This window comes from Rhodococcus sp. 2G (assembly GCF_001886355.1).
GTDB lineage: Bacteria > Actinomycetota > Actinomycetes > Mycobacteriales > Mycobacteriaceae > Rhodococcus > Rhodococcus pyridinivorans.
Map to the genome: position 1 here is coordinate 4309650 of NZ_CP018063.1, position 13951 is coordinate 4323600.

The window sequence follows — 13951 nt, forward strand, 5'->3', positions numbered from 1 at the left end:
CGCCCCGGCGCAAGGCTCACGGGCACGTAGGATGGACAGGAATGCGTCGCGCGCGTGCGCGGGGCCGATCGGAGAAGGAGAGCTACCCACCCGTGGCTGCCCAGAAGTCGAACAACAACAAGAGTGAGTACGGTGCGTCGTCCATCACCGTCCTCGAGGGTCTCGAGGCGGTGCGCAAGCGCCCCGGTATGTACATCGGTTCCACCGGAGAGCGTGGCCTGCACCACCTGATCTGGGAGGTCGTCGACAACTCCGTCGACGAGGCCATGGCCGGTTACGCGTCGAAGGTGGAGGTCACCCTCCTCGCCGACGGCGGTGTCCAGGTCGTCGACGACGGTCGCGGTATCCCCGTCGGTATGCACGCCTCCGGTGTGCCCACCGTCGAGGTCGTCCTCACCCAGCTCCACGCGGGTGGCAAGTTCGACTCCGATGCCTACGCCGTCTCCGGCGGTCTGCACGGTGTCGGTATCTCCGTGGTGAACGCCCTGTCCACAACCCTCGAGGTCGAGATCGACAACGACGGCTACCACTGGGAGCAGACGTACACCGCCTCGAAGCCGGGCGAGCTCGTCCGCGGTGAGGCCACCAAGCAGACCGGTACCACCGTCCGCTTCTGGCCGGACCCGGAGATCTTCGAGACCACGACGTTCAACTTCGAGACCGTCGCGCGTCGCCTGCAGGAGATGGCGTTCCTCAACAAGGGACTGACCATCACTCTCACCGACGAGCGGGTCGCTCCCGAAGAGGTCACCGACGAGGACGTCCCGGAGACCGCCGAGGCGCCGAAGACCGCCGAGGACCAGGCCGTCGAGGCAACCGAGTCCGAGGTGCACAAGCTCAAGGTCCGCACCTACCACTACCCGGGTGGTCTCGAGGACTACGTGCGCCACATCAACCGCACGAAGTCGCCGATCCACAACTCCGTCGTCGGGTTCACCGCCAAGGGCACCGGCCACGAACTCGAGGTCGCGATGCAGTGGAACTCGGGTTACTCCGAGTCCGTCCACACCTTCGCCAACACCATCAACACCCACGAGGGCGGTACGCACGAGGAAGGCTTCCGTGCGGCGCTGACCACGGTCGTCAACCGCTACGCGAAGGACAAGAAACTCCTCAAGGACAAGGACCCGAACCTCACGGGTGACGACATCCGTGAGGGTCTCGCGGCGATCATCTCCGTCAAGGTCGCTGAGCCGCAGTTCGAGGGCCAGACGAAGACCAAGCTCGGCAACACCGAGGTGAAGTCCTTCGTGCAGAAGGCGTGCAACGAGCACATCTCGCACTGGTTCGAGGCCAACCCGGCCGACGCGAAGACGATCGTCACCAAGGCCGTGTCGTCGGCGCACGCGCGTGTCGCCGCTCGTAAGGCGCGCGAGCTCGTCCGCCGCAAGAGCGCGACCGACATCGGTGGTCTGCCCGGCAAGCTCGCCGACTGCCGGTCGAAGGACCCGAGCAAGTGTGAGATCTACATCGTGGAGGGCGACTCCGCGGGTGGCTCCGCCAAGTCGGGTCGCGACTCGATGTACCAGGCGATCCTTCCGCTGCGCGGCAAGATCATCAACGTCGAGAAGGCCCGGATCGACAAGGTCCTCAAGAACGCCGAGGTCCAGTCGATCATCACGGCGTTCGGTACCGGCATCCACGAGGAATTCGACATCTCGAAGCTGCGGTACCACAAGATCGTCCTGATGGCCGACGCCGACGTCGACGGTCAGCACATCGCGACGCTGCTGCTCACGCTGCTCTTCCGCTTCATGCGGCCGCTGGTCGAGGAAGGCCACGTCTTCCTGGCGCAGCCGCCGCTGTACAAGCTCAAGTGGCAGCGCAGCGAGCCGGAGTTCGCGTACTCCGACCGCGAGCGCGACGCCCTGCTCGAGGCGGGTCTGAAGGCCGGCAAGAGGATCAACAAGGACGACGGCATCCAGCGCTACAAGGGCCTCGGTGAAATGAACGCCAAAGAGCTGTGGGAGACCACCATGGATCCGAGCGTCCGCGTCCTGCGTCAGGTGACCCTTGACGACGCCGCTGCCGCCGACGAGCTGTTCAGCGTTCTGATGGGTGAGGACGTCGCGGCACGACGGAGCTTCATCACCCGTAACGCGAAGGATGTCCGCTTCCTCGACGTCTGATCACGGCCGGCAGCGCCAGAGAACTGCATGCGAATCCCCGCTGTGTCGTACATCACGGCGGGGATTCGCATGTCGTGCGCCCGGAAGTGGGCAGGGCCGTTAGCCTTCTTCGTTACTCGTGAGTACACTTCTATCGGCCATCTGTACGTGTGGCTGCCGACGAGGGGGCTGGGGCAGCGCGTGGTACGGGAAGAACTCACTCTTCCGTATCCGCTGTATGTCCCGATATGGTGCCCTCACCCGAAACGTCTCGTTCGACTGCACTCGATCGAAAACGCGCTCAACGGAGTGCAGTGCCGACTGGTGTTCGTCGCCCGGCGCGGACGGGGTGGAAGGAGAGCTGTGATCCATGAGTGACAAGTCGCCGCCCCAGCAGCGGTGGTGGAACATCGAGGGGTGGGGTCTTCGCAGGAAGGTCACCGCCGTTCTCGCTGTCCCCGTGACTGTGGCAATGGTCCTCGGTGGTCTTCGGGTCGAGAACGAGCTCAGCAACGCCGTCCACTTCTCGTCCGCAGCCGATCAGGTCGCAGCCGTGCCGGACATCGTGGATTTCTCGACGGCGTTCGCCACCGCCACCGCGGATGCCGCGGTCGGAACGGCGACCCCCGAGGAAATGGCGGCTCTCGGTGACGCTTTCGGCACGATCGCCGCGATCACAGAGAACCCCGAGCTCGATCCCGCCGTGACCGCCGACCTCAGCCGCACCGCCGCCACGGCCCAGTCGCTCTACACGAAGATTCAGGCGGGTCCGGTGCCGATCGAGGAGATCGGTGCCGTCACCAACGAGGTGCGCGACAGCCTCAACCGTGTCGTCGAGGCCATCCTCGGCGAGGTCGACGATCGCGAGATCATCGGCTACGGCGACCAGCTGATCAACGCGTGGTACTCGCAGCGCTACCTCTTCGGTCAGGTTCTCGGTCTGCTCCAGCTGGTCGACGACCCGACCCAGCCGGGCACCGCGCTGGTGTCCGCCTCCGGCGCCGAGCTCGCGATGCTCGACCTGCTCGCCCGCTCCTACCTGATGGCCGATCAGCAGATCGCCGAACTGCGGGCCGGCGTCCAGGAACGTGCCGACATGGTCGACGCGGCCGGTTCCGGTCCGCTCCCGGTCCTCGACATCCGCGCGTCGCTGCTCGACAGTGTCGACATCTACGGCACCATCATCGACGAAGCGTCGTCGCAGGTCAGCACCACGATTCAGGACCGCGCCGCGGAAACCCGCTCGGCCGCTCTCCGCGACACCGCGATCGTGCTCGCAGCCCTGCTCGCAGCCCTCGTGCTCGCATTGCTCGTGTCCCGCTCACTGGTCGGCCCGATCCGCCGCCTGCGTTACGGCACGCTGAAGGTCGCGCGGCAGGAGCTGCCCGAGGCCATCGACCGCATCAAGGTCGGCGACAACATCGAGGATATCGAGTTCACCCGAGTCCCGGTGCACACCACCGAGGAGATCGGTCAGCTCGCCCGCGCCGTCGACGACATGCACGGGCAGGCACTGCGTCTCGCCGGCGAGCAGGCACACCTCCGCCTGCAGATCAGCGACATGTTCGAGACACTCGCACGTCGCTCCAAGTCGCTCGTCGAGCAGCAGCTCGGCCTCATCGAACGACTCGAGTACGAGGAGAAGGATCCGGCCCGACTCGAGAGCCTGTTCCGCCTCGACCACCTCGCCGCGCGTATGCGCCGGAACGGCGACAACCTGCTGATTCTCTCCGGTACCCGCACGCGCCGCGGTCACTCCGCGCCCGTGCAGCTCGGCGACATCCTGCGCGCCGCGATGTCGGAGGTCGAAGACTACCAGCGCGTGCAGATCGGTTCGACTCCCGACGGTGCCCTCAGCGGCGCGGTCGCGACCGACATCGTGCATCTGCTCGCCGAGCTGGTCGACAACTCGCTGCGCGCGTCGCCGCCCGACAGCAACGTCACCTTCAGCTTCGCGCGAGCCGTCGACGGTGGCCTGCTCGTCGAGATCGCCGACCGCGGTATCGGTATCCCGGCCGACGAACTCGAGTCCATCAACCAGCGTCTCGCCAAGGGCGGCGAGGTCGGTCCCGACACCGCACGCCACATGGGTCTGTTCGTGGTCTCGCGACTGGCCGAGCGGCACGGTCTCACCGTGCGCCTGCGCCCGACCTTCGACACCGCGCGCAACCCGGGTATCACCGCGAGCGTCCACATCCCGGACGTCCTGCTGGTCTCCCCGTTGGCGTTGTCGCACACCGGTCCCCAGCCGCGCATCGAGATCGAAGCGGAGGAGTACTCGGCACCGCAGGCGCTCTCGGCGCCCGTCGCCCCGCAGGGTCTGCCCGCGGCCGACGACCGGCACGAGTACGCGTCCTCGCAGTCGCTCGACTCCGCCGACGATGTCCGTGCGGACGAGTCCGACGATGCCTACGACAACGGCTACGCGAACAACGGTTACGCCGCCGATGTCGACGAGAGCACTTCCGCCGCATGGGATGCGGAGCCGTCCTACGACGACGAGCGACGCGACGAGCCGCAGCGCGACAATCAGGCACCGCCGGCATCCCGCGAGTTCGGCCCGTCGGGTCTTCCGCAGCGTCGCCCGGGTGGAACTCCGGGTCTGCCCACGCGTCAGCCGGGCGAGACGCCTGGTCTCCCGACTCCACCCCGGTCGCCGCAGCCGCGCCGGATCGAGCCGGACGCCGCAGCAGCCTTCGCGTCGTCGCTGCCTCCGCGCGGTCCTCGTCGCGGGCCGGACGAGACCAACGGTCACCCGCTCGACGGCCGCAACGGCGACGGCCGCAACGGTGCCGGGCCACGACCCGACGCCGATCGGTCTCGCCGGGAAGGGCTTTCGGGTCTTCCGCAGCGTCGTCCCGGTGCCACACCGGGCCTGTCGCCAACGGACTCCCAGCAGTCGCAGTCGCAGTCCTTGCCGGTCCGTGAGCCCCAGCAGGGTTCGGCGCATCGTGCACCCGCCCCGCAGCAGCGACCCGCGTCCCCCGGTCTTCCGCAGCGTCGGCCGGGCGCGACTCCCGGCCTGCCGGGACGGGCTTCCGGATCGTCCCCGTCCGTTCCGCAGAATCGGCCGCAGCAACAGCCGTCGGCGGGACCGCTCGCAGGTGGCGACGCCGCGGGTCGCTCGGACACACCGAATCGTCCCGACCTGCCCCAGCGCGCCCCCGCGCCGGACGCACAGCGCGCCCCCGAGCAGGATGCGGACCGTCGGCAGCAGGAACCCTCGACGGGTTTCCCGCAGCGTCGTCCGGGAAGCACGCCCGGTCTGCCGCGTCGTCAGCCGGGCAGCACGCCGGGGCTTCCGCAGCAACCCGCTGCGTCGACCAACGCTTCCGAACCCGATTCGGCCGCAGCGGTCTCCGGCCCGAGCATCGCCGACGGTGGCTCCGTCTCGCCGCACAGCGACGCGCAGCAGGCGGCCCGCCATCGCTACCGGACCAACTCGGCGAAGACCGCATCGTTCTTCCAGCCGCGGTCCGACCTCGCGTCGGCCCGTCCGCAGCCGGCGAACACCCCGATCTTCACCACGATGATGTCGGACTGGCTCGTCGACCCGACGAGCCTTCCGGAGGACCGCAGGAAGCGGGAGTGGCACTCCGCGGCGGACGCGGGTTGGGAAGCCGCACAGCGTGCTACCGAGTCCCCCGTGGAGGAGCACACCACCGCGGGTCTTCCGCGGCGCGCTCCCGGCGAGCGTCTGGTGCCGGGTGCTGTTCGGGCACCGGCAACGGGTGAGCTGCCGAGGACCATTCGACGTCGAGACCCGGAAGCCATCCGGGCCAACTTGAGCCGCCATCAGCAGGGTGTCCGCAACGGACGCGCCTCGGCGAATTCCAGCAATCGCGAGAACGACGAACAGGGAGTTCGATGAATATTGATCATGGATCCGACGCAGCTCGTCCATTGGACTGGTTGGTTTCCAACTTCGCGCGCGAAGTCCCGGGTGTCTCGCATGCCGTGCTCGTGTCCGCCGACGGTCTGCTCATGGCCGCCAGCGCCCACCTCCCGGTGGATCGTGCCGAGCAGCTCGCTGCGGTGACCTCGGGCCTGGCCAGCCTGTCCAACGGTGTGTCGCAGCTGTTCGACGGTGGGGGTGTGCTGCAGTCCGTCGTGGAGATGCAGCACGGCTACTTGCTGCTGATGAGCGTCGGCGACGGCTCGCACCTGGCGGCTCTGACCGCCTCCGAGTGCGACATCGGACAGGTCGGTTACGAGATGGCGCTCTTGGTCGATCGAGTGGGTGCTTCGGTCGAAGCCACCCCGCGGGTCGGTCTAGGGTCCTGACGTCGAGGTGGCCATGGAATCGCGGAAGCCGGAGTCCGTGCCGGATCAGCCCAGTCTGGTCCGGCCCTACTCCCTGACTTCGGGACGTACGAGTCCTGCGGTCGAACTGGCGTTGGAGGCGCTCATCCAGGCCATTCCGGGAACCGACGATCGGTCCCGGGATCTGGACAACATCAATGCCACGATCCTGGAGCTGTGCAAGGAATCACCCTCCGTCGCGGAGATCGCCGCGCGCGTGGGGGTGCCGATCGGCGTGGCACGCGTGCTCGTCGCCGATCTCGTCGAAGCCGGACACGTACAGATCCTGGCCACGCTGAAAGACGATTCGAGCGACGCGGAGCGTCGTGAGCTGATTGAAAGGGTCCTCAGTGGACTTCGCGAACTCTAACGCCACGAAGCGCGTGACCTCGACCAAGATCGTGATCGCCGGAGGCTTCGGCGTCGGTAAGACGACTCTGGTCGGGACGGTGTCGGAAATCGTGCCGCTTCGTACCGAGGCGCTCGTGACGAACGCCAGCGACGGCGTCGACAACCTCTCTGCGACACCGCAGAAGGCGACCACCACGGTCGCCATGGACTTCGGTCGTATCAGTCTGGCCGACGACCTCGTCCTCTACCTGTTCGGCACGCCCGGACAGCACCGCTTCTGGTTCATGTGGGACGACCTGATCCGCGGCGCCATCGGGGCGATTGTGCTGATCGATACGCGTCGCCTGGATGAGAGCTTCGCCGCCGTCGACTTCTTCGAGGCGCGCAATCTCCCGTTCATCGTCGCCATCAACGAATTCGACGATGCTCCCCGGTACCCGCTCGAGGACATCCGTCAGGCGATGGCGATCTCGGCGGATGTGCCGATCGTGTCGATCGATGCGCGAGCACGTGAGTCGGCGAAGCAGGCCCTGGTCACCGTCACCGAATACGCTCTGCGGAAGCTGCACCAGCCGGTGACCCAGTAATGGGGGAGGGCCTCGAACTCTTCACGATGGGCTCGTGGGTCACGGTCCTTGCCTATCTGACCTCGGCGATCGGGGTGTTCATCGGGGTCACCGGTGCTCGACGGGTCCGTACCACCTCCAGCGACCGATTGCGTTCGTACTGGATGATTCTCGCTGCCCTGGTGAGCGGTGGCGTCGGTGTCTGGCTCGCTATGTTCCTTCCGATGGCGGGCTTCAACGTCGAGGACAGTGTGGTGCGGTTCGACACCGTCACCATCGTGTTCTCGATGCTCGTCGCGCTGGTGTCGGTGTACGTGGCGCTGCTCGTCGCGATCCCGGACAACGCTCCCGCCACCCTCGCCCGGACGGTCACGGGTGCTCTCGTGCTGGGCGCCGGCCTTGCGGGCGCGCCGTTCTCGGTCCTCGCAGCGGTGCGGATCCAGGGATCGCTGACCTTCGATCCGCTCTGGGTCGCCGCAGCGGTGGGGCTGGCGATCGCGACGGCCGTGGGCTTCCTGGCCCAGGTGAAGACGGCGGACACGTGGCCCAAGCGCCTGCTGAGCAGCGCGTTGGCCGGCGTCGCCGTGATCGCGGTGCACTTCCTCGCCGCCGCGTCGGTCCGTGTGGAGATCGACCCCGCCGTGGTGGTTTCCGGTGGGATCGAGGTCTTCTCCATTCTCTTCCCGCTCTTCGTCGTAGGCCTGTTGCTGCTGGCCGTTCCGATCGTCCTGGTGCTCCAGGCCCCGGATCGTCTTGCGGCGGAACTGGAAGAGGAATCCGAGCGGTGGGCGGCCGACGGCCCGGTAGATCCCGTCGACGGTCGGACCTTCTGAATATCGTCCGAACATGTTGTAAGTCAACATATCTGGTTGAAATCCCGGAAATGGAGTAGTCTTCTGTGCAGCGTCGGGGGTCGCTGTCGGTCTACTCGGCACGACACGGATCGATGTGCCGTGCGTGCCGCTTCCTGGGGGGCAACATGTCGCACGAGGTTCACCATTTTTCCATGGGCGGTTGGCTTTTCGCACTCGCCTACATCACGTCCGCAGTGGGGTGCTATGCCGGTCTGTCCTGCGCGCGCAAGGCTGCGAACGCATGGACGTCGGTCGCCCGGACCCGATGGACACTCATGGCAGCCCTGTCCATCGGGGGCGTCGGAATCTGGTTGATGCACTTCATCGGGATGATGGGCTTCGACGTACCCGGTTCCGCGATCCGTTACGACCTCGGACTGACGCTGCTGTCGGTCGCGCTCGCCGTGACGGCCACGCTGGTCGGATTGCGGATCCTCGACACCGACGTGCAGTGGATCCGTGGGTTGCCGTCGGATGTCCGGCTTCTCGTCGGCGGCGTGATCATGGGCTTCGCGGTCGCCGGCATGCACTACAGCGGCATGGCCGCGGTGCGGATCCAGGGCGAACTCGAGCAGGGACGGTCGTACGTCGCGGCGTCCGTCGCGATCGGTGTCGTCGCGTCGATCGTCGCGTTGTGGCTGTCGCGGGTCGCGGAACGGCCGGCTGTGCGGATCCCGGCCGCCGCCGTCATGGGATGCGCCGTGGTGGCACTGCACTACACGGGCATGGCCGGGATCGCGGTGACCGTCGATCCGTCCGCTCCGAATCCGGAGGGGATGACCATCATGACCCTGCTGTTCCCTGGCTTCATCATCGGTGTCGCGCTGCTCGCGGTGCCGGTCGTAGCTCTGATGGCATCGGCGAGCACACAGGACCTCGAGCAGGAGCGGGAGATGGCGATCTGGCTCGGTGGGGACGGCCCCGAGACGGTCTCCCGTCCTTACGGACGACATGTGAAACGGTGATGTGATGTGAACACCCACAGCGCGATAAGCTCGCTTACGCTGCTGGAAAGTCGGGGTGCAGCCCGCATCGGGTAGGTCGTGGCGCGTGCCCTCCGAGCGCGGTGGTGACAGCGCGCCGCTGTGAAGACCTCACGTGTCGCACGACGTACACCACTTCTCCATGGGGATGTGGGTTTTCCTCCTCTCCTACGCCACCGCTGTGATGGGTTCCTTCGTCGGATTGTCCTGTGTCCGGCGGTCGCTCGAAGAGCCGCGGCGCAGCGGTAACTGGTGGCTCCTCATGGCGTCGTTGTCCATCGGCGGCGTGGGCATCTGGCTCATGCACTTCATCGGCATGATGGGCTTCTCCGTGCCGGGTACGACCATCCGATACGAACTGGCACCGACGGTCTTCTCTGTCGTGCTCGCCGTCGTCGCGACCCTCGTGGGTCTGCGGATCGCCGACGTGCACGACGTCAGCAAGCACCGCATTCCCGAATCGCCTCGGTGATCATCGGTGTCGTCGCCTCCACGGCCGCGCTCGCACTGGCCCGCCGCACGCGTCGTCTCGAGATCCGCGTCGTCGCGGCCTTCGTCATGGGATGCGCGGTCGTGGCGCTGCACTACACCGGCATGGCCGGCGTGCGGGTCACCCTCGATCCGAGCCTGCCCGCGCCCGAAGGCATGACCGTGATGTCGCTGCTGTTCCCTGCGTTCGTCCTCGGCATCATCGTCCTGGCCGTGCCGATCACCGCGCTGCTGCTCGCCTCCGACCCGGAGGACGCCGTGCGCGACGCCCGGCTCGGGCAGTGGGCGTCGGAGGCGGAACGGCAGGTGGACCGCGACCCGGTCACCGGATCCCACATGTGAGAACTCGGTTCCGGACAGATCTCGGGCTGTGAAGTGCCTGTCCTTCTCGGCATCGGCTGACCTGCACCTATAGACTCGTGTGGTTGCGAGACGTCCGTCGGGCCGAAGGCCGGAGCCGGGCGTGCGAGCCGAGTAGAAGAAGGAGCTCATGACCGACACCACGTTGCCTCCGGAGGGGCCGGGGCACGACCGCATCGAGCCCGTCGACATCCAGCAGGAGATGCAGAGCAGTTACATCGATTATGCGATGAGCGTGATCGTGGGCCGTGCTCTGCCCGACGTGCGTGACGGTCTCAAACCGGTGCACCGTCGCGTGCTCTATGCGATGTTCGACAACGGCTTCCGCCCCGACCGCGGGTACGTGAAGTCGGCGCGCGCGGTCGCCGAGACCATGGGCAACTACCACCCGCACGGCGACGCGTCGATCTACGACACGCTCGTGCGTCTGGCGCAGCCGTGGTCGATGCGCTATCCGCTCGTCGACGGCCAGGGCAACTTCGGTTCCCGCGGCAACGACGGCGCCGCCGCCATGCGGTACACCGAGTGCCGGCTCACGCCGCTCGCGATGGAGATGCTGCGGGAGATCGACCACGAGACGGTCGATTTCCAGCCGAACTACGACGGCCGCACGCAGGAACCGACGGTTCTCCCCAGCCGTATCCCCAACCTGTTGATCAACGGTTCGGGCGGTATCGCGGTCGGTATGGCCACCAACATCCCGCCGCACAATCTCGGGGAGGTTGCGGAGGCCATCTACTGGGCGCTCGACAACTTCGAGGCCGACGAGGAGACCACCCTCGCCGCGGTCATGGAGCGGATCAAGGGACCGGACTTCCCGACCGCCGGCCTGATCACGGGCACGCAGGGCATCCACGATGCCTACACGACCGGTCGCGGATCGGTGAAGATGCGCGGCGTCGTGGAGATCGAAGAGGACTCCAAGGGCCGCACCAGCATCGTCATCACCGAGCTGCCGTACATGGTCAACCCGGACAACCTCATCACGTCGATCGCCGAACAGGTCCGCGACGGCAAGATCGCGGGCATCTCCGACATCCACGACGAGTCGTCCGACCGCGTGGGCATGCGCATCGTCGTCACTGTCCGCCGCGACGCGGTGGCCAAGGTGGTTCTCAACAACCTCTACAAGCACACGCAGCTGCAGACGAGTTTCGGCTGCAACATGCTGTCGATCGTCGACGGGGTGCCGCGCACGCTGCGCCTCGACCAGATGATCCGGTTGTACGTCAACCACCAGATCGAGGTCATCGTCCGGCGTACGCGGTACCTGCTGCGCAAGGCCGAGGAACGCGCCCACATTTTGCGCGGCCTGGTCAAGGCCCTCGACGCGCTCGACGAGGTCATCGCGCTCATCCGCGCGTCGCAGACCGTCGACATCGCGCGCGCCGGCCTGATCGATCTGCTCACGGTCGACGAGATCCAGGCCGACGCCATCCTGGCGATGCAGCTGCGTCGCCTGGCTGCTCTCGAGCGTCAGAAGATCGTCGACGACCTCGCCGAGATCGAGCGCGAGATCGAGGACTACAAGGACATCCTGGCCCGTCCGGAGCGGCAGCGCGCCATCGTCCGCGACGAGCTGAAGGAGATCGTCGACAAGTACGGCGACGAGCGCCGCACGCGGCTTGTCGCGGCCGACGGCGATGTCAACGACGAGGACCTCATCGCACGTGAGGACGTCGTCGTCACCATCACCGAGACCGGTTACGCCAAGCGCACGCGCACCGACCTGTACCGCTCGCAGAAGCGCGGCGGCAAGGGCGTCAAGGGTGCCGAGCTCAAGCAGGACGACATCGTCAAGCACTTCTTCGTGACGTCCACGCACGACTGGCTGCTGTTCTTCACGACGAAGGGCCGCGTCTACCGCGCGAAGGCGTACGAGCTGCCCGAGGCGAATCGCACGGCGCGTGGTCAGCACGTCGCGAACCTCCTGGCCTTCCAGCCCGACGAGCGCATCCAGGGCGTCATCCGCCTCAAAACCTACGAGGATGCGCCGTACCTGGTGCTCGCGACCCGCAACGGCCTGGTCAAGAAGTCGCGCCTGTCGGACTTCGACTCCAACCGTTCGGGCGGCATCGTCGCGATCAACCTGCGCGGCGACGACGAGCTCGTCGGCGCGGTGTTGTGCTCCGCCGAGGACGATCTGCTGCTCGTCTCGCAGCAGGGCCAGTCGATCCGTTTCTCGGCCACCGACGAGGCGTTGCGTCCGATGGGCCGCGCGACCTCCGGTGTGCAGGGCATGCGGTTCAACGGCGAGGACAAGCTGCTCTCGCTCAACGTCGTCAAGGAGGGCACGTACCTGCTGGTCGCGACCTCGGGTGGTTACGCCAAGCGCACCCCGATGGAGGACTACCCGGTCCAAGGTCGCGGCGGTAAGGGTGTTCTGACCATCCAGTACGACCGCAAGCGTGGCAACCTGGTCGGGGCGCGCATCGTCGAGGACGACGACGAGTTGTACGCCATCACCTCGAGCGGCGGTGTCATCCGCACTGCGGCGAAGCAGGTGCGCAAGGCAGGCCGTCAGACCAAGGGCGTGCGGCTCATGAACCTGGCCGAGGGCGATACATTGCTCGCGATCGCGCGCAACGCCGACGAGCCGGACGAAGCCGACGCAGCCGGAGCTAAGGAGTCGTAAGTGAGCACTCCCCAGGGACCGAACGGGGCCGATCGCGGGCAAACCGGTCGGAAGCCGGAGGACCGTACAGAGAACGAGGTGAAGCCCGAGAACAAGGGCACGCAGCAGGGCCCGGCCTCGGAGCAGAAACCGGCGCCGGAGAACCGGCCGTCGCAGTCGTCACCGGCCCAGCCTTCGCAGGCTCCTGGGGCACCGGCGGAGGGTTCGTCCGCTCCCGCAGCGGGAGCAGCGGACCCGGCACCCGTGCAGGGTCCGGCCGACCAGCAGCCGGCAGCAGGCAGGAAGGCCGCCGAGCCGACGGCGAAGGCGGCGCAGGACACGCCTGCTCAGGGCGGCTCCCAGAAGTCCGGTGGTGCCTCAGCGGACGGTAAGAACGGATCGGCTGCGGCCGATCAGCCGGCCACAGGTCAGCAACGCACCGCCCAGATGCCCCGCTCCGGCGGCCCGACCCCGCCCTGGCAGCGGGGAGCGGCGTCGGCGCAGTCGGGCTCCCCGCAGAACGCTCCGCAGACGAACGTTCCGGGTGTGGGTCAGGGTCTGTCCAAGCAGGGTGGAGCGCCTCAACGCCCCGCTGGGGCCTCGGCCAAGGGCTCTGCGGCCGGAGGCCCGGAGCCGTCGACGCGTCCCGTCGTGACCGGCACAGCGGCTCCCAATGCCGCCGGAGGAGCTGGCCCGGCCGGGGGCGGAGACGCCGCGCGCGGGACGCGCGACCGGGCTGCTGCAGCGAAGGCGAAGTCCGCGGTAATCGACGGCCCGACACGGCACATCGAACGCAAGGATCTCGCCAAGGACCTGCCGGATCTGTCCGCAGTGAAGCATCCGTCGACCGGTTCGCCGAGCACGGGGGAGACCCCGCAGGTGAGCGCCCCCGCCACCACCGCGGTGCCCACGGCGATCCCCGCCGCCGGACCGCTGCGGGCCACCGTGCAGATCCGCCGTATCGACCCCTGGTCGATGCTGAAGATCTCGTCGGTGATCTCGGTGTCGTTGTTCTTCGTGTGGATGATCGCGGTCGGCCTACTCTACGGCGTGCTGGCCGGCATGGGGGTATGGGAACGCCTCAACAGTGCGTTCACCGACATCGTCTCCGACGCCGGTAGCGGTGCGCTCGTCTCGGCCGGCCAGGTGTTCGGCTACGCGACGATCATCGGCATCGCCAACACCGTGTTGCTGACGGCTCTCGCGACCCTCGGTGCGTTCATCTACAACCTCTGCACCGATCTCGTAGGCGGCGTTCAGGCCACCCTCGCCGACCCGGATTGACCTGCCGGAACGCTGCCCCGCCGAGGCGATTTGTTTCCGG

The 13951-nt window shown here is 67.2% G+C and carries 11 protein-coding genes; all 11 read left to right on the forward strand.

Annotated features, from left to right (window positions below; all coding sequences use genetic code 11):
• Nucleotides 1-92: 92 nt before the first annotated feature.
• Nucleotides 93-2129, forward strand: coding sequence for a DNA topoisomerase (ATP-hydrolyzing) subunit B (gene gyrB / locus BO226_RS20495; protein WP_064256042.1), 2037 nt, complete (start codon nucleotides 93-95; stop codon nucleotides 2127-2129).
• A 349-nt stretch (nucleotides 2130-2478) separates the two neighbouring features.
• Nucleotides 2479-5979, forward strand: a complete 3501-nt coding sequence (locus BO226_RS20500) for a sensor histidine kinase (protein WP_064256041.1) — start codon at nucleotides 2479-2481, stop codon at nucleotides 5977-5979.
• Nucleotides 5976-6392 (forward strand): roadblock/LC7 domain-containing protein, encoded by a 417-nt coding sequence (locus BO226_RS20505; RefSeq protein ID WP_006550917.1) that lies wholly within the window; start codon nucleotides 5976-5978, stop codon nucleotides 6390-6392. Before BO226_RS20500 ends, BO226_RS20505 begins: the two co-directional genes overlap by 4 nt.
• Nucleotides 6393-6405: 13 nt before the next feature.
• Nucleotides 6406-6780 (forward strand): DUF742 domain-containing protein, encoded by a 375-nt coding sequence (locus tag BO226_RS20510; protein ID WP_006550918.1) that lies wholly within the window; start codon nucleotides 6406-6408, stop codon nucleotides 6778-6780.
• Between the two features lie 13 nt (nucleotides 6781-6793).
• A complete protein-coding gene (locus tag BO226_RS20515; RefSeq protein ID WP_024102547.1) occupies nucleotides 6794-7348 on the forward strand; it encodes a GTP-binding protein in 555 nt (184 codons plus the stop codon).
• Nucleotides 7348-8160, forward strand: coding sequence for an MHYT domain-containing protein (locus BO226_RS20520; RefSeq protein WP_006550920.1), 813 nt, complete (start codon nucleotides 7348-7350; stop codon nucleotides 8158-8160). Before BO226_RS20515 ends, BO226_RS20520 begins: the two co-directional genes overlap by 1 nt.
• Nucleotides 8161-8306: 146 nt before the next feature.
• Nucleotides 8307-9146, forward strand: coding sequence for an MHYT domain-containing protein (locus tag BO226_RS20525; protein WP_024102548.1), 840 nt, complete (start codon nucleotides 8307-8309; stop codon nucleotides 9144-9146).
• A 133-nt stretch (nucleotides 9147-9279) separates the two neighbouring features.
• Complete coding sequence (locus BO226_RS28200; RefSeq protein ID WP_231911989.1) at nucleotides 9280-9636, forward strand: MHYT domain-containing protein; 357 nt, start codon at nucleotides 9280-9282, stop codon at nucleotides 9634-9636.
• Nucleotides 9633-9995: an MHYT domain-containing protein gene (locus BO226_RS28205; RefSeq protein WP_231911988.1), complete on the forward strand. Its 363-nt coding sequence runs from the start codon at nucleotides 9633-9635 to the stop codon at nucleotides 9993-9995. Before BO226_RS28200 ends, BO226_RS28205 begins: the two co-directional genes overlap by 4 nt.
• Nucleotides 9996-10143: 148 nt before the next feature.
• The gene (gyrA, locus tag BO226_RS20535) at nucleotides 10144-12648 is read left to right on the forward strand and encodes a DNA gyrase subunit A (protein WP_024102549.1); all 2505 of its coding nucleotides are present in this window, start codon (nucleotides 10144-10146) and stop codon (nucleotides 12646-12648) included.
• Nucleotides 12649-13911, forward strand: a complete 1263-nt coding sequence (locus BO226_RS20540; RefSeq protein WP_024102550.1) for a DUF3566 domain-containing protein — start codon at nucleotides 12649-12651, stop codon at nucleotides 13909-13911.
• Nucleotides 13912-13951: the final 40 nt, after the last annotated feature.

Excerpts from the sequence above, each read along its gene's own strand:
- BO226_RS20500 (WP_064256041.1), top strand. The coding sequence starts at position 2,479 with ATGAGTGACAAGTCGCCGCCCCAGCAGCGGTGGTGGAACATCGAGGGG.
- BO226_RS20505 (WP_006550917.1), top strand. The coding sequence starts at position 5,976 with ATGAATATTGATCATGGATCCGACGCAGCTCGTCCATTGGACTGGTTG.
- BO226_RS20510 (WP_006550918.1), top strand. The coding sequence starts at position 6,406 with ATGGAATCGCGGAAGCCGGAGTCCGTGCCGGATCAGCCCAGTCTGGTC.
- BO226_RS20520 (WP_006550920.1), top strand. The coding sequence starts at position 7,348 with ATGGGGGAGGGCCTCGAACTCTTCACGATGGGCTCGTGGGTCACGGTC.
- BO226_RS20525 (WP_024102548.1), top strand. The coding sequence starts at position 8,307 with ATGTCGCACGAGGTTCACCATTTTTCCATGGGCGGTTGGCTTTTCGCA.
- gyrA (WP_024102549.1), top strand. The coding sequence starts at position 10,144 with ATGACCGACACCACGTTGCCTCCGGAGGGGCCGGGGCACGACCGCATC.